General features: G+C 73.4%; 24 protein-coding genes. 12 read left to right on the forward strand and 12 right to left on the reverse strand.

Features of this window, described 5'->3' with window-relative positions:
* The first annotated feature begins 251 nt into the window (after positions 1–251).
* From leuA to ACIRS1_RS03250, 4 genes are all read left to right on the forward strand, one after another.
* Positions 252–2,048, forward strand: a complete 1,797-nt coding sequence (gene leuA, locus ACIRS1_RS03235) for a 2-isopropylmalate synthase (protein WP_360210148.1) — start codon at positions 252–254, stop codon at positions 2,046–2,048.
* Between the two features lie 240 nt (positions 2,049–2,288).
* The gene (locus ACIRS1_RS03240; protein ID WP_402836432.1) at positions 2,289–2,981 is read left to right on the forward strand and encodes a TerB family tellurite resistance protein; all 693 of its coding nucleotides are present in this window, start codon (positions 2,289–2,291) and stop codon (positions 2,979–2,981) included.
* Between the two features lie 332 nt (positions 2,982–3,313).
* Positions 3,314–4,060, forward strand: a complete 747-nt coding sequence (recO, locus tag ACIRS1_RS03245) for a DNA repair protein RecO (RefSeq protein ID WP_387897671.1) — start codon at positions 3,314–3,316, stop codon at positions 4,058–4,060.
* Positions 4,061–4,064: 4 nt separating this feature from the next.
* Complete coding sequence (locus ACIRS1_RS03250; protein WP_360210142.1) at positions 4,065–4,904, forward strand: isoprenyl transferase; 840 nt, start codon at positions 4,065–4,067, stop codon at positions 4,902–4,904.
* Positions 4,905–4,986: 82 nt separating this feature from the next.
* Here ACIRS1_RS03250 and ACIRS1_RS03255 read toward each other — a convergent pair whose 3' ends face one another.
* The 4 genes from ACIRS1_RS03255 to ACIRS1_RS03270 are packed head-to-tail and all read right to left on the reverse strand — an operon-like array spanning position 4,987 to position 8,133.
* Positions 4,987–5,397: a Fur family transcriptional regulator gene (locus ACIRS1_RS03255; protein WP_360210140.1), complete on the reverse strand. Its 411-nt coding sequence runs from the start codon at positions 5,395–5,397 to the stop codon at positions 4,987–4,989.
* A 35-nt stretch (positions 5,398–5,432) separates the two neighbouring features.
* Positions 5,433–6,389, reverse strand: coding sequence for a metal ABC transporter permease (locus ACIRS1_RS03260; RefSeq protein WP_360210138.1), 957 nt, complete (start codon positions 6,387–6,389; stop codon positions 5,433–5,435).
* Complete coding sequence (locus tag ACIRS1_RS03265; RefSeq protein WP_402836435.1) at positions 6,386–7,150, reverse strand: metal ABC transporter ATP-binding protein; 765 nt, start codon at positions 7,148–7,150, stop codon at positions 6,386–6,388. Before ACIRS1_RS03265 ends, ACIRS1_RS03260 begins: the two co-directional genes overlap by 4 nt.
* A 17-nt stretch (positions 7,151–7,167) precedes the next feature.
* Positions 7,168–8,133, reverse strand: a complete 966-nt coding sequence (locus ACIRS1_RS03270; protein ID WP_402836437.1) for a metal ABC transporter substrate-binding protein — start codon at positions 8,131–8,133, stop codon at positions 7,168–7,170.
* 191 nt (positions 8,134–8,324) lie between these two features.
* Between ACIRS1_RS03270 and ACIRS1_RS03275 the strand changes: the two genes are divergently transcribed.
* Complete coding sequence (locus ACIRS1_RS03275) at positions 8,325–9,707, forward strand: glycine--tRNA ligase (protein WP_360210132.1); 1,383 nt, start codon at positions 8,325–8,327, stop codon at positions 9,705–9,707.
* 88 nt (positions 9,708–9,795) lie between these two features.
* On the opposite strand, the gene ACIRS1_RS03280 is transcribed toward ACIRS1_RS03275, so the two are convergent.
* From ACIRS1_RS03280 to ACIRS1_RS03310, 7 genes are all read right to left on the reverse strand, one after another.
* Positions 9,796–10,869: a hypothetical protein gene (locus tag ACIRS1_RS03280; RefSeq protein WP_402836439.1), complete on the reverse strand. Its 1,074-nt coding sequence runs from the start codon at positions 10,867–10,869 to the stop codon at positions 9,796–9,798.
* Positions 10,870–10,937: 68 nt separating this feature from the next.
* Positions 10,938–12,056, reverse strand: a complete 1,119-nt coding sequence (locus ACIRS1_RS03285; RefSeq protein ID WP_402836441.1) for a hypothetical protein — start codon at positions 12,054–12,056, stop codon at positions 10,938–10,940.
* Positions 12,053–12,631 (reverse strand): NADAR family protein, encoded by a 579-nt coding sequence (locus ACIRS1_RS03290; protein WP_402836443.1) that lies wholly within the window; start codon positions 12,629–12,631, stop codon positions 12,053–12,055. Before ACIRS1_RS03290 ends, ACIRS1_RS03285 begins: the two co-directional genes overlap by 4 nt.
* Before the next feature lie 117 nt (positions 12,632–12,748).
* Positions 12,749–13,447, reverse strand: coding sequence for a hypothetical protein (locus tag ACIRS1_RS03295; RefSeq protein ID WP_387897682.1), 699 nt, complete (start codon positions 13,445–13,447; stop codon positions 12,749–12,751).
* Between the two features lie 90 nt (positions 13,448–13,537).
* Positions 13,538–14,248, reverse strand: a complete 711-nt coding sequence (locus ACIRS1_RS03300) for a hypothetical protein (RefSeq protein ID WP_402836445.1) — start codon at positions 14,246–14,248, stop codon at positions 13,538–13,540.
* 190 nt (positions 14,249–14,438) lie between these two features.
* Complete coding sequence (locus ACIRS1_RS03305; RefSeq protein ID WP_402836447.1) at positions 14,439–14,939, reverse strand: hypothetical protein; 501 nt, start codon at positions 14,937–14,939, stop codon at positions 14,439–14,441.
* A 247-nt stretch (positions 14,940–15,186) separates the two neighbouring features.
* Complete coding sequence (locus ACIRS1_RS03310; protein ID WP_402836448.1) at positions 15,187–16,746, reverse strand: MFS transporter; 1,560 nt, start codon at positions 16,744–16,746, stop codon at positions 15,187–15,189.
* Positions 16,747–16,848: 102 nt separating this feature from the next.
* Between ACIRS1_RS03310 and ACIRS1_RS03315 the strand changes: the two genes are divergently transcribed.
* Positions 16,849–17,712, forward strand: a complete 864-nt coding sequence (locus ACIRS1_RS03315; RefSeq protein WP_360210118.1) for a helix-turn-helix transcriptional regulator — start codon at positions 16,849–16,851, stop codon at positions 17,710–17,712.
* An 88-nt stretch (positions 17,713–17,800) separates the two neighbouring features.
* On the opposite strand, the gene ACIRS1_RS03320 is transcribed toward ACIRS1_RS03315, so the two are convergent.
* Positions 17,801–18,187, reverse strand: coding sequence for a hypothetical protein (locus ACIRS1_RS03320; protein WP_402836450.1), 387 nt, complete (start codon positions 18,185–18,187; stop codon positions 17,801–17,803).
* A 281-nt stretch (positions 18,188–18,468) separates the two neighbouring features.
* Between ACIRS1_RS03320 and ACIRS1_RS03325 the strand changes: the two genes are divergently transcribed.
* The 6 genes from ACIRS1_RS03325 (at position 18,469) to ACIRS1_RS03350 (ending at position 26,615) form a co-directional block, all read left to right on the forward strand.
* Positions 18,469–19,683 (forward strand): histidine kinase, encoded by a 1,215-nt coding sequence (locus tag ACIRS1_RS03325; protein ID WP_402836452.1) that lies wholly within the window; start codon positions 18,469–18,471, stop codon positions 19,681–19,683.
* The gene (locus tag ACIRS1_RS03330; protein WP_360210112.1) at positions 19,671–20,315 is read left to right on the forward strand and encodes a response regulator transcription factor; all 645 of its coding nucleotides are present in this window, start codon (positions 19,671–19,673) and stop codon (positions 20,313–20,315) included. Before ACIRS1_RS03325 ends, ACIRS1_RS03330 begins: the two co-directional genes overlap by 13 nt.
* 20 nt (positions 20,316–20,335) lie before the next feature.
* Positions 20,336–21,106 carry a DUF4097 family beta strand repeat-containing protein gene (locus ACIRS1_RS03335; protein ID WP_387897695.1) on the forward strand — a complete coding sequence of 257 codons (771 nt, stop codon included), beginning with the start codon at positions 20,336–20,338 and terminating at the stop codon, positions 21,104–21,106.
* Between the two features lie 171 nt (positions 21,107–21,277).
* Positions 21,278–22,447 carry a tRNA dihydrouridine synthase DusB gene (dusB, locus tag ACIRS1_RS03340; protein WP_402836455.1) on the forward strand — a complete coding sequence of 390 codons (1,170 nt, stop codon included), beginning with the start codon at positions 21,278–21,280 and terminating at the stop codon, positions 22,445–22,447.
* A 563-nt stretch (positions 22,448–23,010) separates the two neighbouring features.
* Entirely contained in the window at positions 23,011–25,719 is a 2,709-nt protein-coding gene (ppdK, locus tag ACIRS1_RS03345) for a pyruvate, phosphate dikinase (RefSeq protein ID WP_360210106.1), read from the forward strand.
* A gap of 380 nt (positions 25,720–26,099) precedes the next feature.
* Positions 26,100–26,615, forward strand: a complete 516-nt coding sequence (locus ACIRS1_RS03350) for a ribonuclease (protein ID WP_360210104.1) — start codon at positions 26,100–26,102, stop codon at positions 26,613–26,615.
* Positions 26,616–26,674: the final 59 nt, after the last annotated feature.

Genomic DNA, 26,674 nt, shown 5'->3' on the forward strand with positions numbered 1-26,674 from the left:
ATCACTTCGGGGGCGCGCGGCCCTGGGTTACGCTGGGGACATCATGCGCAACGGGCTGCTTCTTCTTAGCTGCCGCGTCGAGGGCCTGTAGTCCATTTCGGGCCGGCTCCCTCGCCGCGGGGATTCGAGCTGTGCGCGTCATCGGGCGATCCAACGGAGGATCGCGAGCGGCAGCTGGCCGGCCAGTCGGTGTTGATCTTCCCCGACCCGCCCCGCACCCACGCATCACAGGAAGCCGAGAGAGTCACTCCATGACCGAGCAGAGCTCCGCCGCGTCCATCCCCGCCGGTCGCGCCTTCGTCGACCGCCCCACCCCGATCACCGGCGCCTCCGTCCGTCAGCAGCCCTCGGGCATGCGGCACGGGCGCTACCTGCCGTTCGACACCGTCGACCTGCCGGACCGCACCTGGCCGAGCAAGGTGATCACCAAGGCGCCGCGCTGGCTCTCCACCGACCTGCGGGACGGCAACCAGGCGCTGATCGACCCGATGTCCCCGGCCCGCAAGCGCAAGATGTTCGACCTGCTGGTCGCGATGGGCTACAAGGAGATCGAGGTCGGATTCCCGTCCTCCGGCGCCACCGACCACGCCTTCGTGCGGTCGCTGATCGAGGAGGGGGCGATCCCGGAGGACGTCACCATCTCGGTGCTGACCCAGGCCCGCGAGGAGCTGATCGAGAAGACCGTCGAGTCGCTGGTCGGCGCCCCGCGCGCGACCGTCCACCTGTACAACGCGACGGCCCCGCTGTTCCGCCGGGTGGTCTTCCGCAACGACCGGGCCGCCACCAAGGCGATCGCCACCGACGGCACCCGGCTGGTGATGGAGTACGCCGAGAAGCTGCTGGGCGAGGACACCGTCTTCGGCTACCAGTACTCGCCGGAGATCTTCGTCGACACCGAGCTGGACTTCGCTCTGGAGGTCTGCGAGGCGGTGATGGACGTCTGGCAGCCCGGCGAGGGCCGCGAGATCATCCTGAACCTGCCGGCCACCATCGAGCGGGCCACCCCGAACGTCCAGGCCGACCAGTTCGAGTGGATGTCGCGCAACCTGTCGCGCCGCGAGTTCGTCTGCCTGTCCGTCCACCCGCACAACGACCGCGGCACCGCCGTGGCCTCCGCCGAGCTGGCCTACATGGCGGGCGCCGACCGCATCGAGGGCTGCCTGTTCGGCCAGGGCGAGCGGACCGGCAACGTCGACCTGGTGACGCTGGGCATGAACCTGTTCTCGCAGGGCATCGACCCGCAGATCGACTTCTCCGACATCGACGAGGTGCGCCGCACCGCCGAGTACTGCAACCAGATGGAGGTGCACCCGCGCCACCCGTACGCCGGTGACCTGGTGTACACCTCCTTCTCCGGCTCGCACCAGGACGCCATCAAGAAGGGCTTCGACGCCCTGGAAGCGGACGCGAAGGCGGCCGGCGTCCCGGTGGAGGAGCACACCTGGGGCGTGCCGTACCTGCCGATCGACCCGAAGGACGTCGGCCGCACCTACGAGGCGGTCATCCGGGTCAACAGCCAGTCCGGCAAGGGCGGTGTCGCGTACGTCCTGAAGAACGACCACAAGCTGGACCTGCCGCGCCGGATGCAGATCGAGTTCTCCCGGATCATCCAGGCCATGACCGACGCCGAGGGCGGCGAGGTCACCCCGGCCGAGATCTGGCGGGTCTTCGAGGACGAGTACCTGCCCACCACGGAGAACCCGTGGGGCCGGATCTCGCTGAGCGGTTCGCGGACCCTGACCACCGAGGACGGCCGGGACGCGCTGATCGCCGGCGCGCTGGTGGACGGCCTGCCGGTCACCCTGACCGGTGTCGGCAACGGTCCGGTCTCCGCCTTCGCGGACGCGCTGGCCCGCATCGACGTGGACGTCCGCGTCCTGGACTACGCCGAGCACGCGCTGAGCGAGGGCGGCGACGCCCAGGCCGCCGCGTACGTGGAGTGCGCGGTGGACGGCAAGGTGCTGTGGGGCGTCGGCATCGACGGCAACACCGTGCTGGCCTCGCTGAAGGCGATGATCAGCGCCGTCAACCGGGCGCAGCGCGGGTAGTTCGTACGAGTGGCACGCGGCGGGGCCGTCCTCCGGGGCGGCCCTTCGCCGCACCTGGGGGCGGCTGTGTCCTGCGCCACATTTTTTCGGGTCGGAAGGCGTTCGGGGTACTGACACGTGCCGGTAACCGTGGCAACATCGATCCACCGGAAAGCCGGGTCGGTGGGACGGCCCAGGTGTCCGGTCGCGTGACCTGCCCATAGTTGTGCAGGCCGCCTGCCATGTCTGGGGAGTGGCGCCGTGACCAGGTTGTGGGGTGTTCGCCCGCAGTGGCGGACGGACGTTCTCGGTGACTTCTTCTGCCCCGGCTGTGGCGGGGACCGCAACTACCGCCGGCAGCACGGCCGGCGGTGGCTGCGGTTGCTGGGGACGCCGGTGCTCCCGCTCGGCCCGGTGATCGGCAGCGTGCAGTGCACCGGCTGCCACGGCCGGTACGGCGTCGAGAGCCTGGAGCAACCGACCTGCGTGCGCCTCGGAGCGATGCTGCGGGACGCCCAGTACACCATCGCGCTGGCCCTGCTCGCGGCCGGCGGCACCGCCCACCGGGCGGCCCGCGAGGCGGCCTGCACGGCGGTGCGCGAGGCCGGCTTCGAGGACTGCGGCGAGGCGCAGGTGCTGGCCGCGCTCGCCGCGCTCTCCGGGCTCGGCGGCGAACTCCGCGACGCCCACGAGCTGGGGGCGCCCTCCGGCGAGGGGCTGGGGGAGGCCGCCGGCCTGGCGGTGGAACTGCACGCGGTGCTCGAACCGCTCGCCCCGCACCTGGCCCACCAGGGCCGGGAGCGGCTGCTGCTGCAGGGTGCGGCGATCGCCCTCGCCGACGGCCGCTACCTGCCGCAGGAGCGCGAGGCGCTGGCCGCGGTCGGGCGCTGTCTGGACCTGCCGGCGTCGCGGGTCGGGGCGCTGCTGGAGGCGGCGACCCGGGCGCCGTACTAGTCGCCCCGCCCGTCCCGGTCTCCGGCTCCGGGCCGGGCCCCGGCGGCGGGTGCGCCGGGCCGCCCCCGCCGAACCGACCTCCTGGACCTGAACCGACCTCCTGAACCGGCCCCCTGGATACCGACCTCCTGAACCGTCCTACCGGACCCCCCGAGCCATCCCCATCCCCCACAAACGGGCCCGACTCCCCCCTCCGGGCCCGCCGTGACCCGCACCGTACGGTCCTCCCCCACGGACTCGGTGCGGGCAACACGGCTGTCGGCACCCGCCCGGGCCCCGGCGGTCGTCGCCGGCTGTCGGCCGGGGCCGGCGGCTGGGGGAGAATGGCTGGCATGAGTCTTTTCCGGGACGACGGCGTCGTGTTGCGGGCGCAGAAGCTCGGCGAGGCCGATCGGATCATCACCCTGCTGACCCGCCAGCACGGCAAGGTGCGCGCGGTGGCGCGCGGGGTGCGGAAGACCAAGTCCAAGTTCGGCGCCCGCCTGGAGCCGTTCTCGCACGTGGACGTGCAGTTCTTCAGCCGGGGGAGTGAGCTGGTCGGCCGCGGGTTGCCGCTCTGCACCCAGGTGGAGACCATCGCGCCGTACGGCGGTTCGATCGTCACCGACTACGGCCGCTACACCGCCGGGACGGCGATGCTGGAGACGGCCGAGCGGTTCGCCGAGAACGAGGGCGAGCCGGCGGTGCAGCAGTACCTGCTGCTGGTGGGCGGTCTGCGCACGCTGGCGGCGGGCCTGCACGAGTCGCACCTGGTGCTGGACGCCTTCCTGCTCAGGTCGCTCGCGGTGAACGGGTACGGCGCGAGCTTCACCGACTGCGCCAAGTGCGGCCTGGAGGGGCCGAACCGTTTCTTCTCGCTCCAGGCGGGCGGCGTGCTCTGCCCGGACTGCCGAGTGCCGGGATGTGCCGTACCCTCCCCTGAGACACTGGTACTGCTCGGGGCGCTGCTGTCAGGGGACTGGCAGACGGCCGATTCCTGCGAGCCGCGGTACTGGCGGGAGGGCAGCGGCCTGGTCGCGGCCTATCTGCAGTGGCATTTGGAGCGGGGCATCCGCTCGATGAGATACGTGGAGAAGTGAGCACATGGCAGCGCGACGGCTCTTCGGCGGCGGCAAGCAGCGGGAGTACGTTCCCCCGACCCCGCACCCCAGCGGCGCCCGGCCGCCGAAGATCCCCGGTGAGCTGGTCCCCGAGCACGTCGCGATCGTGATGGACGGCAACGGCCGCTGGGCCAAGGAGCGCGGGCTGCCGCGCACCGAAGGCCACAAGGTCGGGGAGTCCGTCGTGCTGGACGTCCTCAAGGGCGCGATCGAGCTCGGGGTCAAGAACATCTCGCTGTACGCGTTCTCCACCGAGAACTGGAAGCGCTCGCCCGACGAGGTGAAGTTCCTGATGAACTTCAACCGGGACGTCATCCGCCGCCGCCGGGACGAGATGGACGCGATGGGCGTGCGGATCCGCTGGGCCGGCCGGATGCCGAAGCTGTGGAAGAGCGTCGTCCAGGAGCTGCAGGTCGCCGAGGAGCAGACCAAGGGCAACGACGCCGTCACGCTCTACATGTGCGTCAACTACGGTGGCCGGGCCGAGCTCGCGGACGCGGCGCAGGCCCTCGCGGCCGACGTCGCCGCCGGGCGGCTGGACCCGAAGAAGGTCAACGAGAAGACCCTCGCCCGCTACATGTACCACCCGGACATGCCGGACGTGGACCTCTTCCTGCGCCCCAGCGGCGAGCAGCGCACCTCCAACTTCCTGCTCTGGCAGTCCGCGTACGCCGAGTTCGTGTTCCAGGACGTGCTCTGGCCGGACTTCGACCGCCGTGACCTGTGGCGCGCCTGCGAGCAGTACGCGATGCGCGACCGCCGCTTCGGCGGGGCGATCCCGAACGAGGTGCCGGCGCCGGTGGGGCTGCCCACCCAGCGCTGAGGCGCGGAGCCGGGGCACGGCGAAGGGCCCGCGGGAGCAGCTCCCGCGGGCCCTTCGCCGTCGTCGCGTCCGGGCGGCGCGCTCAGACCTTCTTGGCGCACTCCGCGCAGGTGCCGAAGATCTCCAGGGTGTGCGCGATGTCGCTGAACCCGTGCTCGGCGGCGACCGAGTTGGCCCAGCGCTCCACCGCCGGGCCCTCCACCTCGACGGTGGCGCCGCAGTGCCGGCAGACCAGGTGGTGGTGGTGCCCGCTGCTGCACCGGCGGTAGACCGCCTCGCCGTCGGCGGTGCGCAGCACGTCCACCTCACCGGCGTCCGCGAGCGACTGGAGGGTGCGGTAGACCGTGGTCAGACCGACGGAGTCCCCGCGGTGCTTGAGCATGTCGTGGAGCTCCTGCGCGCTGCGGAAGTCCTCGATCTCGTCCAGGGCCGCCGAGACGGCGGCACGCTGCCGGGTCGATCGGGCGCGCGGCGACGGGCCTGCGGTGGTCACCGTGGGTCCTCCTGGGGTGGTGGGCGTCTCGCACCTCATTGTGCCAGCCCTGCCCGCCGCCCCGGGGTGGTCGTGTCGGACGAACTCTGTTCCGGGAGTTGCCCCGGGTGCGACCCGGCCGGACGGTCCGGCAGTTCGACGTCGCAGACCTTCGGTCCCGGGTCCGCGGAGGCCCGGTGGCGGCGCCGGGCGAGCGGTGCCGCGAGCACGCTGAACACCGCGAAGACGGCGATCGCGAGCAGCACGATGGCCGGACCGGAGGGCACGTCGAGCTGGTAGGAGCCGGTGACGCCGGCCAGCGAGACCACCACGCCGAGCGCGATCGAGGCCGCCTGGGTGGCGGCGAAGGAGCGGGTCAGCTGCTGGGCGGCGACCACCGGGACCACCATCAGGGCGCTGACCAGCAGCAGGCCGACCACCCGCATGGCGACGGTGACGGTGACCGCGGCCATCACCGCGAGCAGCAGGTTGAGGGTGCGCACCGGCAGCCCGGTGACCCGGGCGAAGTCCTCGTCCTGGCAGATCGCGAAGAGCTGGCGCCGCAGCCCGACGGTGACCGCGACGACCACCGCGCCGAGCACCGCGATGGCGGTCAGGTCCGCGGGGGCGACGGTGAGGATCGAGCCCCACAGGTAGCTCTCCAGCGAGCCGGCGCCGGCCTGGGCGGAGAGCGAGACGAGCAGCTTGCCGCAGGCCATGCCGCCGTAGAAGAGCATCGCGAGCGCGATGTCGCCGCGCTGGTTGCCGCGCGAGCGGACCAGCTCCATGGTGACGGCGCCGAGCACGCAGACCAGGACGGCCATCCAGACCGGGCTGGTCTGGAAGATGAAGCCGAGGCCGACGCCGGTCATCGCGACGTGGCCCATGCCGTCGCCCATCAGGGCCTGCCGGCGCTGCACCAGGTAGATGCCGACGGCCGGGGCGGTGATCCCGACCAGGACGGCGGCGAGCAGGGCGCGCTGCATGAACTCGTAGGACAGCATCTCGGTCATGCGAGCAGCCTCGGCGGGGTGTGGTCGGCGTGCGGGTGGACGTGGTCGTGGCCGGGGAGCGCGTGCAGTCCGGTGTTGGGCACCGGCGGGCCGTCGTGCGCGACGCAGCCGTCCCGCAGCACCACGGCGCGGTCGATCAGCGGCTCCAGCGGGCCGAGTTCGTGCAGCACGAGGAGGACGGCGGCACCGCGGGCGACCTCGGCGCGCAGCGTGTCGGCGAGCACCTGCTGGCTGGCGGCGTCCACGCCGGCCATCGGCTCGTCCATGATCAGCAGGTCGGGGGTGCCGACCAGGGCGCGGGCGATCAGCACCCGCTGCTGCTGGCCGCCGGAGAGGTCGGCGACGCCGTCCCCGGCCCGCTCCAGCATGCCGACGGCGTGCAGCGCGCGGTCCACCGCGGCGCGGTCCCGGCGGCGGAACGGCAGCAGCCGGTGCTGCGGCAGGCGCCCGGTGGAGACCACCTCGCGCACGGTGGCGGGGACGCCGGAGGCGGCGGTGGTGCGCTGCGGGACGTACCCGATCCGGTGCCAGGCGCGGAACCCGGCGTACGGGACGCCGAACAGCTCCAGGGAGCCCTGCTCCAGCGGGACGGAGCCGATGACGGCCTTGACGGTGGTGGACTTGCCGGAGCCGTTGGCGCCGAGCAGGGCGACCACCTCGCCGGGCTGGACGGTGAGGTCGACGCCGCGCAGCACCGGCCGGCCGCCGCGCGAGGCGACGGCGTCACGGAGGCGGACGGCCGGGGGTATCGGAGGGGTCATGGCGTGCTGTCGTCCCGTCAGCTGGCGGCGCTGGTGGCGCCGAGGGCGGCCTGGAGGTTGGCCAGGTTCTGCTTCATCACCGTCAGGTAGTCGTCCTTGGCCGGGTCCTTGACGCCCTCCAGGGGGTCCAGGACGGCGGTCCTGAGGCCGAGGTCCTTGGCGACGGTGTCGGCGAGCTTGGGGCTGACCAGGGTCTCGAAGAAGATCGTGGTGACACCGTTGTCCTTGGCGGCCTTCTGCACCTCGGCGAGGCGGGCCGGGGTGGGCTCGGACTCCGGGTCGACGCCGTTGATGGCGACCTGGGTGAGGCCGTAGTGCTCGGCGAGGTAGCCGAAGGCGGCGTGGCTGGTGACGAAGGTCCGGGTGCCGGCGTCCTTCAGGCCGGTGCGGAACTGCTCGTCGAGCGCGGTCAGCCGGCCGACCAGGTCGTCGGTGTTCCGGCGGTAGTCCTCGGCGTGGGCCGGGTCGGCCTTGGCGAACTCCTCGCCGACGCTCCTGGCCACCGCCGCGTAGCGGGTCGGGTCGAGCCAGATGTGCGGGTCGCCGGCCGGGCCCTCGTGCCGGTGCCCGTCGGCCCCGCCGCCCTCGGCGCCCTCGTCGAGGTGGTGGTCCACCAGCGGGCTGGCGGCGGTGGCGTCGATCTTGTGCTTGCTGCCGGACTGGGCGACCGCCTGGTCGACGGTGGGCTGCAGGCCCTTGAGGTAGAGGATCGCGTCGGCCTTCTGGACGGTGCCGACCTGCTTGGCGGTGAGCTCCAGGTCGTGCGGCTCGACGCCGGCCGCGGTGAGGTCGGTGACCGCGACGTGGTCCTTGCCGATCTGCTGGGCCAGGTACTCCATCGGGTAGAAGGAGGCGACGACCTTCAGCTTGCCGTTCGCGTCCTGGGCGCTGCTGCTGCCGCCGCAGGCCGTGAGGGCGAGGGAGGCGGCGAGGGCGGTGGCGGCGAGGGCTATGGAGCTGCGGGTGCGTCGTCGGATCATCATGACAATCATTCTCATCTTTAGTGGAAATGATTGTCAACTCACTCGGACGGGTGAACGGCAGGTGACGATGGGTGGGGGAGACCGGACGATACCGATTTGAACCACGTACCCATATGGCCGGTAACCTGAGGTATTCGGGTACGCGCAACCAGCCGTGCCCTGACCGTGCCGTACGTACTGAAGAGAGCACTGTGGCCGCCGACAAGATCGACACGATCGTCAGCCTGAGCAAGCGCCGTGGCTTCGTCTACCCCTGCAGCGAGATCTACGGCGGCACGCGTGCCGCCTGGGACTACGGGCCGCTGGGTGTCGAGCTCAAGGAGAACATCAAGCGCCAGTGGTGGCGCGCGATGGTGCAGGCGCGTGAGGACGTCGTCGGACTCGACTCGTCGGTGATCCTCGCCCGTGAGGTCTGGGAGGCCTCCGGCCACGTCGCCACCTTCAACGACCCGCTGACCGAGTGCCTCTCCTGCCACAAGCGCCACCGGGCCGACCACCTGGAGGAGAAGTACGAGGCCAAGCACGGCTTCCCGCCGGCCAACGGCCTCAAGGACGTCAACTGCCCCGACTGCGGCACCAAGGGCCAGTTCACCGAGCCCAAGGACTTCTCGGGCATGCTGAAGACCCACCTCGGTGTCACCGAGGAGGCCAGCGGCCTGGCGTTCCTGCGCCCCGAGACCGCCCAGGGCATCTTCACCAACTTCAAGGCCGTCCAGACCACCTCGCGCAAGAAGCCGCCGTTCGGCATCGCCCAGACCGGCAAGAGCTTCCGCAACGAGATCACCCCCGGCAACTTCATCTTCCGCACCCGCGAGTTCGAGCAGATGGAGATGGAGTTCTTCGTCAAGCCGGGCGAGGACGAGCAGTGGCACGAGTACTGGCTCCAGCAGCGCTGGGACTGGTACGTCGGCCTCGGCCTGCGCACCGAGAACATGCGCTTCTTCGAGCACCCGAAGGAGAAGCTCTCCCACTACGCCAAGCGCACGGTGGACATCGAGTACCGCTTCAACTTCGGCGGCAGCGAGTTCTCCGAGCTGGAGGGCGTCGCCAACCGCACCGACTACGACCTGCGGGTGCACAGCGAGGCGTCCGGCCAGGACCTGAAGTACTTCGACCAGGAGTCCGGCGAGCGGTACTTCCCGTACGTCATCGAGCCGGCGGCCGGCCTCAACCGCGCCATGCTGGCCTTCCTGATCGACGCCTACTTCGAGGACGAGGCGCCCAACGCCAAGGGCGTCCTGGAGAAGCGCGTCGGCATGCGGCTCGACCCGCGCCTGGCCCCGGTCAAGGTCGCCGTCCTGCCGCTGTCGCGCAACGCCGACCTCTCCCCGAAGGCCCGCGGCCTGGCCGCCGACCTGCGCACCGCGTGGAACGTCGAGTTCGACGACGCCGGCGCCATCGGCAAGCGCTACCGCCGCCAGGACGAGATCGGCACGCCGTTCTGCGTCACCGTCGACTTCGACACCCTCGAGGACAACGCGGTGACCGTGCGCGAGCGCGACACCATGTCTCAGGAGCGGGTCTCGCTCGACCAGGTCAAGTCGTACCTGGCCGCGCGACTGATCGGCTGCTGAGTCCGGCCGGCGCCTCCGGGAGCCCCCGTCCGCCCTCACCGGGCGGGCGGGGGCTCCCGTCGTCGCGGCCCGTCGCGGCCCGGCGCGGCTACCTGCGGCCCCGGCGGGACCGCGGTGCCGGGGCCGGCGTGGTCGGCAGGCCGGCGCTGCGCAGCGCGGCGAGGGTGGTCCGGTGCCGGACGGCGTCGGCCAGCAGGGCCGCGAGCAGCTCCTCGTACAGCCCCGGGGCCGTCTCCAGAGCGGCCGCCAGCCGGACCAGCTCCGCCGGCGGGCGCAGCGCGGCCAGCTCGTGCAGCAGTACGGTGGCGAGCTCGGCCGGCAGGCCCGTCGCCAGCGAGGCCAGGTCCGCGGTCGGCCGGCCCGCCGCCTGGCGCAGCAGGGTCCGCAGGTCGGCCCGGCGGTTCGCGCGCCGCAGGCCGTCGGCCAGCGCGGTGAGCTCCGGTGTCGGCGCCGAGCCCCACTCCCAGAGCAGCGTGGCGCCGTCCGCGCTCTGACCGGCCCGCTCCAGCGCCGCCAGCAGGGCGGGCAGCTCGGCGGCCGGGAGGCCCCAGAAGGTGTGGAACAGCTCCGCGGCCTCCTCGGCCAGCCCGAGCTCGCGCAACTCCGCCAGCACCGCCACCGCCTGCTCCGGGGAGCAGCGGGCGGCGCTCTTGGCCAGCCGGAGCGAGGCGCCCGACGGGCCGCGCCGGGCCAGCATGCCGACCAGCAGTGCGGTGTCGGCCGGTTCGAGGCGGGTCGCGGCCTGGGCGAGCAGCTCCGCGGCCTCGGCGAACGCGCCGGCGCGGTGCAGGGCCGACACCCGCTCGGACAGGGCGCCGAGGTCGGGCCGGGCGGGCGGTGCCGCCGGCGCGGGGTGCGGTGCCTGCTCGGACTGCCGGTGCCGGAGCCGGGTCTGCAAGTCCTCCAGCTGGTCGCTCAGTTGGAGGCAGCGGGCGCCCAGGCCCTCGCGCAGGGTGCGGGCCTGGGCCAGTTGGCGCAGCAGGTCCCCGTCCGGCCGCTGGCGGCCCGGTGCCGCCCGCAGCGCCTCGTTCAACCGCCGCTCCCGCTGGCTCGCGTAGCGGCTCGCCCGGAGTAACTCGTCCAGCTCCGCCCGGAGTTCGTGCGCCTGGTGCTCGCCTTCCAGGTGCTGGCCCGCGGGTTCTGCCGTCGGCCGCATGCGCATGATCGCCCCACCCTGTCCATCTCGACCCTGACTGCGGGACATCCTGGCGTCGTTATGTGGCTGGGGAGTTAAGGGAGCACGTCCAGTCGTGACCGAGTGGTGTCAAGGAGCTCGCAGAGGGCGGACGCCGCGAGAAGTGCGCCGGTCGCGCTCCGGAGCAGCGTCGCCTCGAAGTACGGCCCCGGCAGCAGCGCGGCCACCGCGCACCCGACGGCCAGGCCCGCCGCCGCGGCGGGGAGCAGTCGGAGGGACTCCCGGCGCAGCGCGGCCGCCGCCACCAGCAGGCCCGCGGCGGCGGCGAGCCGGGGAGTGCCGAAGGAGGCGCCGTAGCGGATCGCGAGCGCCGGCACCAGGAAGAGGGCGAGCGCGCGGCCGGTCGTCGCGGTGAGCGCGGCGACCCGGGGGCCGGGCTCCTGCGCGGACCGCGGCAGCGCCGCGGTGACGGCCAGGGCGGCCGCCGCGGCGAGCGCGCCGGGCAGGTGCCCGCCGAGCCGGCCCAGGTTGTAGAGCAGCACGGTGTCGTACAGCACCAGCATCAGGTGGCCGTACAGCCACAGGTCGACCGCGAACAGCACCGGGCTGCGCGGCGGTCGGTCGGCGGGCGGCTCCCGCCCGGCGATCCGGGCCAGCAACGGCGGGGTGACCAGCGCCGAGACGATCCGCAGCGCGATGTCGTCCACGGTGTACGGGTTGTGCAGGTCCCACTCCACCGCGCAGAACGCCACCGTGTAGGAGGCGGCGGCGAACGGGACCAGCGGCGAGCTCGCCACCCGTACGTACAGGCCCCGGTCCAGCCGGCGTAGCACGGCGGCGAACGCCAGCAGCACCAGCGGCAGTTCGAGCAGCGCCTGGACCCGGAGCACGGTGGGCGCCAGCAGCTCCGGTGCGGGGAAGTGCGCCGCCAGCCGGTTGAGCAGCGCGTTCGGGCCCGCCAGGTCGAACCAGCCGGGCGGCAGGTGGCGGGCGACGAACGCGGCGCTGCCGTCGTGCACCCGGCGGACGTACACCGTGAACAGGGCCTGGTTGAGCAGGATCAGTCCGACGACGACGGCCAGCGCCGCCTCCGGGCCGAAGCGCCCCCCGCGCCCGGGCGGGACCTCCCGCCGCCACGCCCGTGGCGCCACTGCCAGCGCCGCCCCCGTCGACAGCAGCACGGCACCGTCCAGCAGCGGGACGACCGCCCTCACGGGGCCAGCCGTGCGCGGGCCTCCATCAGCGCGAAGCCGAGCAGGTTCTCCCCCCGCCACTCGGCGGGGCGCTCCGCCCGGACGTCGTCCGCGGCGAGCCCGATGCCCCAGATCCGGTCCACCGGACTGGCCTCGACCAGCACCCGCGCCCCCGTGCCCAGCAGGTACGCCCGCAACCGCTCGTCCTGCCCGAACTTGGCGACGTTGCCCTCGACGACCAGCTCGAACCGACCGGCCTCCCACACCTCGCCGTCGAAGCCCCGGACCAGCCGCCCCAGCTTCTTCGCCTGGGCCGGGGTCCGCGCCTCCAGCACCTGCTGCGCGATGGCCTCGTCCCCGAACATCCGGGCCTTGCCCGCCATCATCCAGTGCTCGGCCGACGGGTAGGTCACCCCGTCCACGGTGAACTCCGCGGGCCACCACTGGCTCAGGCACTCCTGCCGGGTGCCCCCGCCCCCACGCGCGGTGTGCCCCCAGAACATCACCCACTTCGGCCGCGCCCCGGCCGCCGTCAGCGCCGCCAACTCGGCCCGGCTGCGGGCCTCGCCGGGGTGCCCCACGTGCTTCTCGTTCATATCGTCACCCTGACATGAAGGGGTGGGTCCGGGCCAGCGGGTTTCGGGGCGGCCGTCGGGGGTGCCCCCCGGGGGGCTGTGGAAGAGTGCGCCCCGGCCCGGGTGGGAGCCCGTCGCTCAGGCCGCCGGCAGGGTGTCGGCGAGCTCGCGGAAGCGGGCCGAGGGGCGCATCATTCCGTTCGTCCCGACGTTGAGGTTCTCGAGCCAGCCGTCGCGGTACCAGAAGATCGACGAGGTCAGCGGCGCCGGGTCGCCGGCGGCGAGGTTCCCGGACAGGTCGATCATGAAGCGGATCGCGTTCAGCGAGGCGCTGGTGCGGATCGGCGCGGCGCAGAAGGCGTTGCCCGTGGGCAGGGTGACCAGGGCGCCGTAGGGCAGTTCGATCCCGCCCAGGGCCTGCTCCAGGCGCAGCGCCCGGGCGGCGCCGGGCCAGGCGCCCGTGCCGTTGACGGCGTACAGGGTGTCGCCGTTGGTGGCGTTGAAGGACCGCCGGTTGAGGTCCTGGGCGGGCAGGTTGGCGAACGCCCGCTCCCACAGCTCCGGGCGGCTGATGCTCCACTGGTCGGCGGCGTGCTCGGCGATCGACAGGGCCGCCGTCGCCCCGCCCCGCTTCCCCCCGTCGACGCAGAGGACCACCGACAGCTCGTCGTCGATCCGCTGTGCCATCGTGTCCGGCCCCAGGCCGCTGGTCGGGGTGATCAGGAGCCGCAGCCGGTCCCGGACGTCGAAGACCGAGATCCTGGCGAGTTCCCTGCACGGGCCGTGCTCGTCGCACAGGGGCTTCGGAAGGTTCTTGCGGCTGCCGAACAGCGGCATGGGTGGCTCCCCCGGGTGGTCGTGGTGCGGTCGGATCGGGGCCACAGCCTTCCAGGTAGCGCCCCGCCCGTCCCGGAGATCACGCGATTCTCACACTTTGCCGGACGGCGCGTCAGGGCACCGGTGCTCCCAGCGCAGTGCGGGGTGGCCCGGGACCCAGGCGGTCCAGGTGTGCGGGGCGATCCGGAGCCGGACGGCGGTGGGGCCGGGGCGCCCGGCCTCCTGCCAGGCGGCCAGGAGGGATTCGGCCTCGTCCCACAGGGCGCGCCGGCCGCTCTGGTGGGCCGTCCAGCCGTAGGTGTCGTCGCGGACCTCGGCCAGCGAGTCGGAGGTCGCCAGGCAGTGGATCGACTCCAGGTCCTCGCCGATGGTGACGTAGTACTCCGCGTCGGGGAAGGCCAGTTGGACGAGCAGGGCGGCCGCCGGGTCGCTCAGGAGGGTGGGGGAGGTCCGCGCGGGCCGGCCGGGCCCGGCGAAGGTGATCCAGTACCGCTGGCTCCGGGCGTACCGGGCGGCGTCGCCGGGAAGCGCGTCGGCGCGGGCGATGATCCCGCCCTCGGCGGTGCCGTCCGGCAGGACGGTGAGCCGGGCCAGGCCGGCGCCCTCGCTCCAGGTGCCGAGGACGGCCACGAGGGTGGCGCCGGGCCTGCTCCGCGCCACCCAGGCGTACGGGAGCCGGCGGACCGGGCGGGTGGCGAGCACCTTGTCGTACGGCGGGCGGTTGGGCGGGGCGGCGGCGCCGGCCTCCAGGAGGTTGTCGTCCTCCTGGAGGTCCAGTGCCTGGTGGATGTCCGGGGTCATGTCCCTCCTCGGGGTGGCCGTCGGTACGGGGTGCCCGCCGCGGCGGGGCTGATGACCAGGGTGACAGCGCGGAGCGCCGGGAGGAAGGCCGGGCGGGGCTGGCAGGAGGGCGCCGCGGGCGGGAGCCGGTGCGGGCCGTGGGGCACCGCGCCGGGTGGGCGCTGTGGTCGCCGGCCGCCACGACGGGACGTCAGCGGCCGTCGACCGCGCCGCTGCCGAGGCCCGGCCACGGTGTCCGCCGCATCCGGGGCAGCACCGTGGCCACCAGGGCGGCCGCGCTCAGGGGCAGCAGGACGGCGAGCGCCCCGACCGCGGCCGGATCGCGCAGGCCGCCGAAGACGGCGCCCGCGCCGACGACGGCCAGCAGCCCGGTGTAGAGCGCCGTCCCCGCCGCGAAGGCCGCCGCGCCCGCCGCCCCCTGCCGCAGGCGGTGCGCCGCCCGAGCCCAGCACCACGCGGCGGTGGCGGCCGCCAGCAGGATCATCAGGAAGCCGATCCCCGCGACCAGGTTGTCGATCTGGGCCGTCTCGTACTCGGCGGAACCCCACTTCTCCCTGGGCGGCAGCCGATCGCCCGGATGCGGCCGCATGGCCAGGGCGTAGAAGGGGGCGGCCCCCCAGAACCCCGCGCCGACCACCATGAGCCGGGCGACCGCGGTGTGGTGGGCGGAACGGGCGGCTTCGACGGACACGACGGTCTCCTCGGGTGTGCGGTAGGTACGGGACGAGCCTTCCGCAGGCGCCCCGGCGCGGCATGAGTACGGGTACTCACCCCGCCCGGGTGCCGGCACCCGGGTCCGGGGCCGGGTGAGTGACGCCCCGACGGGCACCGCCCCGACGGGCACCGCCCCGAGGGCACCGCCCCGCCGGGAACGGCCGGGTCCCGCGGTCACGGGGTGACCGCGGGGCCGTCCTGCGCGCCGTGACCCGTCGGCCGGGTCAGCCGATGGAGCGGGGGAGACGGGTGGTCAGGTGGAGGATGGTGAACGAGCCGAGGAGCTGGAGACCCAGGCAGAGCGCGAGGGCGCGGTCCATGCCGAGACCGGGGGAGAGCGACAGGTAGAGGGTGCCGAGGGTGGCGACGCCGAGGGCGAGGCTGGCCTGCTGGCTGGTGGCGAGCACGCCGCTGCCGACGCCGGCGCGCGCGGTGGGCACCTTGGAGAGGACGACCCGGAACAGCGGGGTGCCGATGAGACCCTGCCCGATGCCGGCCAGGGCGACGCCGGGGGCCATCCGCAGCGGGGAGAAGTGCGCCCAGTCGGTGAGCACGGTCGCGGCGAGGGTGGCCAGGCCGGTGGCCTGGACGACGGCACCGGCGCTCAGCACCCGGCTGCCGTACCGGCCGATCAGCCGCGGGCCGGAGAGCGAGGCGCTGAAGTAGCCGACGGCCATCGGGACGAGTGCCCAGCCGGCCGCCACCGGGCCCAGGTGCAGGCCCTGCTGCAGGGCGACGGCGATGACGAACATGAAGCCGCCGAAACCGGCGAAGTAGGGCAGGGCAATGCCGAGGCCGCGCCGCATCTCGGGGATGCGCAGCAGCGTCGGCGGCACGAGCGGGGTGTCGCCGCGCCGCTCCGCGCGGCGTTCGACGAGGGCGAAGGCGACGGCGAGGACGGGGAACAGGGCCAGCATCACCCAGGACCAGAGCGGCCAGCCGGCGGCGCGGCCCTCCATGAGGGGGACGAGCAGCGCGACCAGGGCCGCGGTGAGCAGGACGGTGCCGGGGACGTCGACCCGGGCGGCGCTGGCGGCCCGGCTCTCCGGGACGTAGCGGACGGCGAGGACCACGGCGAGCAGCGCGAACGGCACGTTGAGGAGGAAGACGGAGCGCCAGCCGGTGCCGAACAGGTCGGCGGCGACGAGCATGCCGCCGAGCACCTGGCCGATCACGACGGAGATGCCGCCGACGGCTCCGTAGACGCTGAGGGCGCGGCCGCGCCGGGCGCCCTCGGTGGCGGCGGTGATGGTGCCGAGGACCTGCGGGATCAGCAGTGCGGCCGAGGCGCCCTGGGCGGCCCGGGCGGCGACCAGGCTCCAGGCGCCGGGGGCGAGGCCGCAGGCGAGCGAGGTGACGGCGAAGGCGAGCGCGCCGATGACGAAGAGCCGGCGCCGGCCGAAGATGTCGCCGAGGCGGCCGCCGAGCACCAGCAGCACGGCGAAGGCGATGCCGTAGCCGGCGGCGACGAGTTCGAGGACGGCGGGGCCGGCGGCGAGGTCGTGGTCGATGGTGGGCAGCGCGACGTTGACGATGAAGAAGTCGAGCATCGGCAGGAAGGCCCCGAGCAGGACGGTGACCAGCCCGGCGGTGCCGAGGGAGGGCGTCCCGGGGGACGGGGCCACGGCGGGGCGGCCGCCGGTCGAGGGGCGGGCGGTCGACGGGCCGCCGGTGGCCGGGGTGTCGGTGGCCGGGGTGCCGGCGGGGCGGGTGGCGGTGGCGGTGCTGCCGGGGGTGGTGGCGGCGCGGGCCTGTGCGGCTGCGGTGGCGAGGTGTCGGGTCACGGGTCATACGATCCGCTGCTCCGCACCCTGGTACCAGAGTGTGGTTATCCGGGTATGAGAAGTACCTGGCAACAGGATCGCGGCTGACGCATGCTGGGAACCATGAGCCTCGTCACCCCGCCCGCGCAAGCCCGGAACACCCCCGCCGACGCCCGCCGGCACGACCTGGCGGCCTTCCTGCGCAGCCGCCGCGAGCGGATCGCACCCGAGCAGGTCGGCCTGCCGATGACCGGGCGCCGCCGGACCCCGGGCCTGCGCCGGGAGGAGGTCGCGCAGCTCGCCGCCGTCGGGGTGACCTGGTACACGTGGCTGGAGCAGGGCCGCGACATCCAGGTGTCCGCCCAGGTGCTGGACGCGGTCGCCCGTGCGCTGCTGCTGGACCCGAGCGAGCGCGCCCACCTGTTCACCCTGGCGGGCGCGGACGACCCGGCGCCGGTGGTCGACTGCCCGTCGGTGACGCCCAGCATCCGCCTGGTGCTGGATCAGCTGGCGCCCTGCCCGGCCGGAGTGATCAACACGCGTTACGACGTGCTGGCGTACAACGCCCAGTACACCGGGATCGTCGGGGACCTCGCCGAGCTCGCCCCGGAGGACCGGAACCTGTTGTGGCTGGCGTTCACGCCCTCGCGCTTCCGCGAGGTGCTCGTGGACCACGACACCGAACGCGACGTGATGGTGGCCCGGTTCCGCGCCGGGATGGCCGACCACAGTGCGGAGCCGGCCTGGAAGACGCTGCTGGCGCGGCTGCGCAGGGCCTCGCCCGACTTCGAGGCGGCCTGGCAGCGGCACGACGTGATGCGCCCGGGCAACGGCATCAAGCGCTTCCGGGTGCCGGGCGTCGGACTGCTGCACTGCGAGTACACCAATCTCTGGCTCGGCCCCCGGCTCGGCACCCGGATGATCACCTACACCCCGCGCGACGAGCAGACCCGTGAGCTGATGAACCGTCTGCCCACCACCCGCTGACCGGCCCGGCGCTCCTGCTCGGCACCCCGCGGCGGGAGCCGACGCGGTCCCGGCGCCCCGCCTCGGCACCAACCCTCAGAGACCGGCCTCAGAGACCGGCCGCCGCGGCCCGGCCGAGCAGGACGCAGACCACGGCGAGCGGCAGTTCGACGAGGAACGCCATCACCAGCGCGGCGAGCACCGCGTGGCCCGGCCCGGCGCAGGCGACGTCGGCCAGCGCGTCCCCGGCGAGCAGCAGGGCGACGGCCGCGCCGGCCACGGCGGCGGCGGGGCTGCGTCGGCGCAGCAGCGCGTCGAGCGTGACCAGCGCGGTGAGCTCGACCAGGTCGAGCACCACCCACGGGGTCTCGTGGCAGACGGCGAGGACCGCGAGCCAGGGCAGCAGCGCGACGGCGGCCAGCGCCGGCACCCGCTCGAAGCGAGCGGGCAGGACGAACGGGGCGGCCGGGCGGCCGGCCAGGACGGCGGTGCTCATGCCGCGCCGCCGTCCCGGCCGGCCCCGACGGGCAGCGTGCCCTCCGGCCCCGCCGCGCGGGGCGCGCCGTCGGGAGCAGCCCCGTGGCTCCCGGGGGCGGGCCGCCGGTGCGGCGGGGTGGCGGAGTGCGGTGCGCTGCTCGTCATGGGCCCAAGAATTCCGTCGATCATGGTCCGTTGTCGGTGGTGCCCCGCTCCGGATCGGGGGTGTACCCAGGTACACCCCCGCCGGGGCGCCCCCTTCATGGCGGTCGATGATCACCGGGCCCTACGCTGTCGGCCATGTCCTCCACACCGTTGCGCCGAGCGCTCGTCAGGAGCCTCCGGCGCACCCCGTGGTCGCCCGGGGCCTGGCGGGACACCCGTCTGATAGCCGCCGGTATCCCGATCGCCCTGCCCGTCTGGCTGGCCGTCACCGAGTCCGTCCTGCTGTTCCCGGTGCTCGTCCTGGTCCTCGGCGGCACCCGTCCGCTGACGGCCCTCCAGCGCGGCCGGCTGCGGGCCCTGCACGGGGTGGAGGTGCCGTCGCCGCGCCCGGCCGGCGGTTGGCACCGGTGGCTGCTGGGCCTGACCTGGCGCCAGAGCGCCTACCACCTGGTGGTCGGCCCGCTGCTGGCGGTGGGCGCGCTGGCGGTGCTGTACGCCTGGGGCGCCGGGCTGGTGATGGCCTGCACGTACGGCTGGATCTGGTTGCTGCCCAGTGGCGGGCTGCGCTCCGAGCTGGCCGGGCTGGACGTCGCGATCACGCTCTGCGGGGTGCTGCTGCTGGCGGCCGCGCCGTGGCTGGCGGCCCTGGCGGCCTGGCTGGAGGTGCGTGCGGCGGGCCTGCTGCTCGGCCCGAACCGGGCGGAGAGGCTTGAGCGCCGGGTGGAGGAGGTCACCGAGAGCCGCGCCGGGCTGGTGGACGCGGTGGACGCCGAGCGCCGCCGGATCGAGCGGGACCTGCACGACGGCGCCCAGCAGCGGCTGACCTCCCTGGCGATGAACCTGGGCCTGGCCCGGCGCACCCTCAAGGACGTGCTGCCGCCCGAGGCCATGCAGGTCATCGTGGCCGCGCACGAGGAGGCCCAAGCGGCCATCGACGAGCTGCGCGACCTGGTCCGCGGCCTGCACCCGGCCGTCCTGGAGGACCGCGGCCTGGACGCCGCGCTGTCCGGGATCGCCGCGCGGGCCCCGCTGCCGGTGCGGCTGGACGTCGACCTGTCCGAGCCGGTCTCGCCGACGGTGGAGGCGGTGGCGTACTTCACCGTCTCCGAGGCCCTGACCAACGTGGCCAAGCACGCCCGCGCCCGGCGGGTCGACCTCTCGGTGCGGACGGCCGGCGGCCGGCTGCGCCTGGTCGTCAGCGACGACGGCGTGGGCGGCGCGGATCCGGCCGGCGGGACCGGTCTGACCGGTCTGCGCAAGCGCACCGCCGCGGTCGACGGCACCCTCTCCGTTCTCAGCCCCCTCGGGGGTCCCACCACCATCACCGTGGAGTTGCCGTGCGTGCTGTGATCGCCGAGGACTCGGTCCTGTTGAGGGTCGGCCTGGTCAAGGTCCTGGAGGCGGTGGACTTCGAGGTCGTGGCCGCCGTCGGGGACGCCACCGAGCTGCTGGCCGCGGTCGAGGAGCACCGCCCGGACGTGGTGGTGGCGGACGTCCGGATGCCGCCGGGCTTCCACGACGAGGGCGTGAAGGCCGCCATGGTGATCCGCCGGGAGTGGCCCGAGGTCGCCGTGCTGCTGCTGTCCCAGTTCGTGGAGGAGCGCTACGCGGCCGACCTGCTGGCCACCAACACCAGCGGCGTGGGCTACCTGCTGAAGCAGCGGGTCGCCAACGTGGACGACTTCCTGGACGCGCTGCAGCGGGTCGCCGCGGGCGGCACCGCGCTGGACCCGGAGGTGGTGGCCCAGCTGCTGGTGCGGCGGCACCGGGATCCGCTGGAGAAGCTGACCCCGCGCGAGCGGGACGTCCTCGGCCTGATGGCGGAGGGCCGTTCCAACGCGGCGATCGCGGGCGCGCTGGTGGTCAGCGACAGCGCGGTGGCCAAGCACATCAACTCGATCTTCACCAAGCTGGACCTCCCGCCGGCCGACGACAGCCACCGCCGGGTGATGGCGGTGCTGCGGTTCCTGGAGGTCGGGTAGCGGTGGCGGGGGAGAAGGGGGTGGCGGTCCGCAGGGCCTGGCGGGTCACCGGGACGGTCGCGACCGTGCTCGGCCTGATCGGCGCCGGGGTGCAGACCTGGGCGGTGGCGGTGCAGCAGCAGACCACCTCCGTCCAGTCGTACGACGTGGCGGTCCACCGGCTCAGGCTGGACACCGGCAGCGCCGCGGTGCGGATCAGGGCGGGCCGGGACGGCCACGTGGTGGTGCGGCAGAACCTGGACTGGACGGTGCGCAAGCCGGTGGTGTCGGCCACCTTCGAGGGCGACGTGCTCACCGTCGGCATGGACTGCCGGCAGGTCCTGCCGGTCGCCGACTTCGGGTGCGGTGCCCAGATCGATCTGGAGGTGCCGGCCGGCACCGACGTCTCGGGGGAGGTGGGCTCGGGCAGCGTCGAGGTGGAGGGCCTGAGCGGCGGCGTCCGGATGGACCTCGGCTCGGGTCAGCTGCGGCTGGTCGACATCTCGGGCGAGGTGTACGCGCACACCGGTTCCGGGATGGTGCAGGGCGTGGACCTGAGCTCCGGGCGGGTGGAGGTGGAGAGCACCTCGGGCGCGCTGGAGCTGGCCTTCGCGAAGGCGCCGCGGTCGGTGGACGCCAGGACGGCCTCCGGCTCGCTGCGGATGACCCTGCCGACGGGCACCCGGTACGGCTTCAGCGGTGAGGCGGGCAGCGGCAGCCGGCACATCGACCCGAACCTGGCGGACTCCGCCAGCCCGAACCGGATCCACGCCTCGGTCGGCTCCGGGTCGGTCACGATCGACCCGTCCTGAGCCCGGGGCGGTCGGGCGTCCGGGGCCCGGGGCCGGCCGGCGCCCGCCGCGGCCGCCGGGCGGTGCCCGCCGCGGCCGCCGGGCGGTGCCCGCACCGGGCCCGCACCGGGCCGGTGACCCGGGTGGGGGACAATGGAGAGTCCCCGTCCCCTGCCCCGAGGTCAGCCGCGCATGACAGCCACGTCCGCACCCACCGCGCCCGACACAGAGTTCGCGCCGCTGGACATCGGCCCGATCCGGGTGTGGCCGCCCGTCGTGCTGGCGCCGATGGCCGGCATCACCAACGCGCCGTTCCGCACGCTCTGCCGTGAGCAGTCCGGCGGCAAGGGCCTGTACGTGTCGGAGATGATCACCACCCGGGCGCTGGTCGAGCGCAACGCCAAGACCATGCAGCTGATCAGGTTCGACCCGAGCGAGAAGCCGCGGTCGATCCAGCTGTACGGCGTGGACCCGGTGACCGTCGGCAAGGCCGCCCGGATGATCTCGGACGAGGGCCTGGCCGACCACATCGACCTCAACTTCGGGTGCCCGGTGCCCAAGGTGACCCGCAAGGGCGGCGGCTCGGCGCTGCCGTACAAGCGCAATCTGCTGCGCGAGATCCTGCGCGAGGCGGTGGCCAACGCGGGGGAGCTGCCGGTGACGATGAAGATGCGCAAGGGCATCGACGACGATCACCTCACCTTCCTGGACGCCGGCCGGATCGGCGCCGAGGAGGGGGTGGCGGCGATCGCCCTGCACGGGCGCACCGCCGCCCAGCACTACGGCGGCACGGCCGACTGGTCGGCGATCGCCCGGCTGCGCGAGTCCGTCCCCGCGCACGTCCCGGTGCTCGGCAACGGGGACATCTGGTCGGCGGACGACGCGCTGCGGATGATGCGCGAGACCGGGTGCGACGGCGTGGTGGTGGGGCGCGGCTGCCTGGGCCGGCCGTGGCTGTTCAAGGACCTGGTCGCGATCTTCGAGGGCGACGTCGACTACGCCCGCCCCGACTTCGGCTACGTGGCCCGGGCGATGGTGCGCCACGCGCAGCTGCTCGGCGAGTGGATCGGGGACGAGGCGCGCGGCGTGATCGACTTCCGCAAGCACGTCGCCTGGTACACCAAGGGCTTCTCGGTCGGCTCCGAGCTCCGGGTGCGGCTCGCCGGCTCCTCCTCCCTGGCCGAGCTGGCCGAAACCCTGTCCGAGGTGGAGCAGTCCCAGGGGTGGCCGGCCGGTGCGGACGGCCCGCGCGGGCGCACCAGCGGCAACAACCGGGTGGTCCTGCCGGAGGGGTGGTTGGACGATCCGTACGACTGCGCCCGACCCGGCGAAGACGCCGAATCGGACACCTCCGGCGGATGATCTGTCCTTAGTGGCGAAATTGGCCCCTGGGGGTCCACTGCCACCCGGTCCCAGCCCTCTTGTCCAATCTGGACAGGAGGGCTCCTTTTCGGCGCCCGATCGTCACGCTTCGAGCATGCGAGTGGACGGAGTGCGACGTTCGGCGGAGGTGGCCTACGCTCGAAGGGCGAGATGCGCTGGTGACTCTTGCCACATACAGCCTCGACTGATGGCGGGTCAGTGGACGAATTGGACAGGTCGGCGGTGAATCGCTTCCCGAAGCCGGTCGGCCGGGGATCGGGGATCCGGGTGCAGGAAATCAAGCCGGGGCAACGCGACGGACCCGGCGCCGCTACCCTCCGTCCGAATCGTGTGATCTTCACGTTTCCTTGTGTTCAAGACTTGAACACTGGCTAGCGTCATCCGGACGATTTCACCAACAGAGGTGAACGCCTTTATATGCTTTCGATCTAGCGGGTTACCGCTGGGTACCGGCCTCGTACGGCCTATTCGGGGCAGAGAAGTGCCTTCGAAATGGGTATGTTCTCCGGCGTCAGGGCAACCGCGTACGAGGAGACCGACCCGTGCCGTCCCAGCAGAAGTTTGTTTACTCCTTCACCGAAGGAAACAAGGACCTCAAGGATCTTCTTGGTGGCAAGGGCGCGAACCTGGCCGAGATGACCAACCTGGGACTCCCCGTCCCCCCGGGGTTCACCATCACCACCGAGGCCTGCAAGGTCTTCCTGGAGACCGGCAGCGAGCCGACCTCGCTCCACGAGGAGATCGGCGCCCACCTGGACGCCCTCGAGCAGGAGATGGGCAAGAAGCTCGGCCAGGCCGACGACCCCCTCCTCGTCTCGGTGCGCTCCGGCGCGAAGTTCTCCATGCCCGGCATGATGGACACCGTCCTCAACATCGGCCTCTCCGACGCGTCGGTGACCGGCCTCGTCGCCCAGTCCGGCAACGAGCGCTTCGCCTGGGACTCCTACCGCCGCCTGGTCCAGATGTTCGGCAAGACCGTGCTGGGCGTCGACGGCGAGCTGTTCGAGGAGGCCCTGGACGCGGCCAAGCACGCCAAGGGCACCGTCAACGACCTGGACCTGGACGCTTCCGACCTCCGGGAACTCGTCGAGGTGTTCAAGGGCATCGTCCAGCGCGAGACCGGCCGGGCCTTCCCGCAGGACCCGCGCGAGCAGATGGACCTCGCCATCCACGCCGTCTTCCACTCCTGGAACGGCGACCGCGCCCGCCTGTACCGCCGGCAGGAGCGCATCCCGAACGACCTCGGCACCGCGGTCAACGTCTGCAGCATGGTCTTCGGCAACCTCGGCGAGGACTCCGGCACCGGCGTCGCCTTCACCCGTGACCCCTCCACGGGCGCCCAGGGCGTCTACGGCGACTACCTGTCCAACGCCCAGGGCGAGGACGTCGTCGCCGGCATCCGCAACACGCTGCAGCTGTCCGAGCTGGAGAAGCTCGACAAGAAGTCGTACGACGAGCTGATGGCGATCATGCAGAAGCTCGAGAACCACTACCGCGACCTCTGCGACATCGAGTTCACCATCGAGCGCGGCAAGCTCTGGATGCTGCAGACCCGCGTCGGCAAGCGCACCGCCGCGGCCGCCTTCCGGATCGCCGTCCAGCTGGTCGACCAGGGCCTGATCGACCTGGACGAGGCCCTGATGCGGGTCACCGGCGGCCAGCTCTCGCAGCTGATGTTCCCGCGCTTCGCCCCGAACGCCGAGTCCAAGCAGATCGGCTGGGGCCTGGCCGCCTCGCCCGGCGCCGCGATCGGCAAGGTCGTCTTCGACTCCTACACCGCCGTCAAGTGGTCCCGCTCCGGCGAGAAGGTCATCCTGGTCCGCCGCGAGACCAACCCGGACGACCTGGACGGCATGATCGCCGCCGAGGGCATCCTCACCTCGCGCGGCGGCAAGACCTCGCACGCCGCCGTGGTCGCCCGCGGCATGGGCAAGACCTGCGTCTGCGGCGCCGAGGAGCTGGAGGTCGACACCAAGTCCCGCCGGTTCACCACCGCCGACGGCCTGGTCGTCGAGGAGGGCGACGTCGTCTCCATCGACGGAGCCTCCGGCAAGGTCTACCTCGGTGAGGTACCCGTCCTGCCGTCCCCCGTCGTCGAGTACTTCGAGGGCACCCTGCACGCCGGCGCCGACGTCCAGGGCGGGCTGGTCCAGGCCGTGCACCGGCTGATGTCGCACGCCGACGGCCGCCGTCGCCTCGCGGTGCGCGCCAACGCCGACAACGCCGAGGACGGCGGGCGCGCCCGCCGCTACGGCGCCCAGGGCATCGGCCTGTGCCGCACCGAGCACATGTTCCTCGGCGAGGAGCGCCGCAAGGAGGTCGAGCACCTGATCCTGGCGGACAACGACAAGGACCGCGAGCTCGCGCTCTCCACCCTGCTGCCGCTGCAGAAGAGCGACTTCCTGGAGCTCTTCCAGGCGATGGACGGACTGCCCGTCACCGTCCGCCTGCTCGACCCGCCGCTGCACGAGTTCCTGCCGAACATCACCGAGCTGTCGGTGCGCGTCGCCCTCGCCGAGGCCCGCAAGGACCCGAACGAGAACGACCTGCGCCTGCTCCAGGCGGTGCACAAGCTGCACGAGCAGAACCCGATGCTCGGCCTGCGCGGCGTGCGCCTCGGCCTGGTCATCCCCGGCCTGTTCGGCATGCAGGTCCGCGCCATCGCCGAGGCCGCCGCCGAGCGCAAGCTGGCCGGCGGGGACCCGCGCCCCGAGGTGATGATCCCGCTGGTCGGCACCGTCCAGGAGCTGGAGCTGGTCCGCGACGAGTGCGAGCGCGTGCTCGCCGAGGTCGCCCAGTCCACCGGCGTCCAGCTGGACATCAAGCTCGGCACCATGATCGAGCTGCCGCGCGCCGCCGTGACGGCGGGCCAGATCGCCGAGGCCGCCGAGTTCTTCTCCTTCGGCACCAACGACCTCACCCAGACGGTCTGGGGCTTCTCCCGGGACGACGTGGAGGCCTCGTTCTTCACCGCCTACCTGGAGAAGGGCATCTTCGGGGTCTCCCCGTTCGAGACCATCGACCGCGACGGCGTCGGCTCGCTCGTCAAGCACGCCGTCGAGGCCGGCCGGGCCACCCGCCCCGACCTCAAGCTCGGCGTCTGCGGCGAGCACGGCGGCGACCCGGACTCGGTCCACTTCTTCCACGAGGTGGGGCTGGACTACGTCTCCTGCTCCCCCTTCCGGATCCCGGTGGCGCGCCTGGAGGCCGGCCGCGCCGCCATCGAGACGGCGGGCAGCGACTCGCGCTGAGAGAGGGTAGGCATCCCCTCCTCGGCCGCGAGCCGGACTGACCGCTTCCCTCCCCACCGGGAGGGCGTGCACCGGAGCTCGGCGCAGGAGAACCGGCGTACGTAACACGGCCGGGGGGGGGGGGGCCCCCCGCGGGCCCGCCCCCCCCCCCCCCCCGGCGGGGGGGGGGGGCCCCCCCCCGCCCCCCCCCCCCCCCCCCCCCGCTCCCCCCCCCCCGGGGTGGGGGGCCCCGGGAGCGCGGCGCTGTAGACCGGGCGTAGTAAACCCGGCGGGGGGGGGACGCACCCGGGCGCCCGCCCCCCCCCGGCCCACGTGCGTGTGGCGGCGGCCACGCGCGTGACACCCCGCCCCCGCCGCCGGGGCCTGCCAAGCTGGGGCGCATGACCAGCCGCAACCGTCTGCCCGTGCTCGTGGCCGTGGTGATCCTCGCGATCGCCGCCGCGGTCGGGTACCTGCTCTCGGCCCGGGGCGGCGGCAGCCACCCCAGGGCCGCCGCGACCCCCACCGCCGCCACCACGGGCTCCTCGGCTCCCAGGCCCTCCGCCCCGAAGCCCACGCCGCCGCCCGGCGGAGGCGGCCCCGCCGCCGGCACCTGGGTGCCCGCCGACCCGGCGCTCGCCGACGTCTGCCGCTCCAAGCTCCCCGGCCAGGCCCAGGACACCCTCGGCCTGATCGCCAAGGGCGGCCCGTACCCGTACAACCGCGACGGCATCGTCTTCGAGAACCGCGAGAGCCGGCTGCCGCGCAAGGGCGACGGCTACTACCACGAGTACACCGTGGTCACCCCCGGCTCCAACGACCGCGGTACCCGCCGGGTCGTCACCGGCAACGCCGGCGAGCAGTACTGGTCGGCCGACCACTACGCCACCTTCCAGGAGATCGACCCGCGCTGCTGACCGGCGCGGTCGACCCCTCGGCCCCGCACCACCCCCGGCCCCGCGTACGCCCGCCCCGC

Origin of the sequence: Kitasatospora sp. NPDC101176 (genome assembly GCF_044768035.1) — a bacterium.
Taxonomy (GTDB): Bacteria; Actinomycetota; Actinomycetes; order Streptomycetales; family Streptomycetaceae; genus Kitasatospora.

Excerpts from the sequence above, each read along its gene's own strand:
- leuA (WP_360210148.1), top strand. The coding sequence starts at position 252 with ATGACCGAGCAGAGCTCCGCCGCGTCCATCCCCGCCGGTCGCGCCTTC.
- recO (WP_387897671.1), top strand. The coding sequence starts at position 3,314 with ATGAGTCTTTTCCGGGACGACGGCGTCGTGTTGCGGGCGCAGAAGCTC.
- ACIRS1_RS03250 (WP_360210142.1), top strand. The coding sequence starts at position 4,065 with ATGGCAGCGCGACGGCTCTTCGGCGGCGGCAAGCAGCGGGAGTACGTT.
- ACIRS1_RS03260 (WP_360210138.1), bottom strand. The coding sequence starts at position 6,389 with ATGACCGAGATGCTGTCCTACGAGTTCATGCAGCGCGCCCTGCTCGCC.
- ACIRS1_RS03265 (WP_402836435.1), bottom strand. The coding sequence starts at position 7,150 with ATGACCCCTCCGATACCCCCGGCCGTCCGCCTCCGTGACGCCGTCGCC.
- ACIRS1_RS03270 (WP_402836437.1), bottom strand. The coding sequence starts at position 8,133 with ATGATGATCCGACGACGCACCCGCAGCTCCATAGCCCTCGCCGCCACC.
- ACIRS1_RS03280 (WP_402836439.1), bottom strand. The coding sequence starts at position 10,869 with ATGCGCATGCGGCCGACGGCAGAACCCGCGGGCCAGCACCTGGAAGGC.
- ACIRS1_RS03290 (WP_402836443.1), bottom strand. The coding sequence starts at position 12,631 with ATGAACGAGAAGCACGTGGGGCACCCCGGCGAGGCCCGCAGCCGGGCC.
- ACIRS1_RS03295 (WP_387897682.1), bottom strand. The coding sequence starts at position 13,447 with ATGCCGCTGTTCGGCAGCCGCAAGAACCTTCCGAAGCCCCTGTGCGAC.
- ACIRS1_RS03300 (WP_402836445.1), bottom strand. The coding sequence starts at position 14,248 with ATGACCCCGGACATCCACCAGGCACTGGACCTCCAGGAGGACGACAAC.
- ACIRS1_RS03315 (WP_360210118.1), top strand. The coding sequence starts at position 16,849 with ATGAGCCTCGTCACCCCGCCCGCGCAAGCCCGGAACACCCCCGCCGAC.
- ACIRS1_RS03320 (WP_402836450.1), bottom strand. The coding sequence starts at position 18,187 with ATGAGCACCGCCGTCCTGGCCGGCCGCCCGGCCGCCCCGTTCGTCCTG.
- ACIRS1_RS03325 (WP_402836452.1), top strand. The coding sequence starts at position 18,469 with ATGTCCTCCACACCGTTGCGCCGAGCGCTCGTCAGGAGCCTCCGGCGC.
- dusB (WP_402836455.1), top strand. The coding sequence starts at position 21,278 with ATGACAGCCACGTCCGCACCCACCGCGCCCGACACAGAGTTCGCGCCG.
- ACIRS1_RS03350 (WP_360210104.1), top strand. The coding sequence starts at position 26,100 with ATGACCAGCCGCAACCGTCTGCCCGTGCTCGTGGCCGTGGTGATCCTC.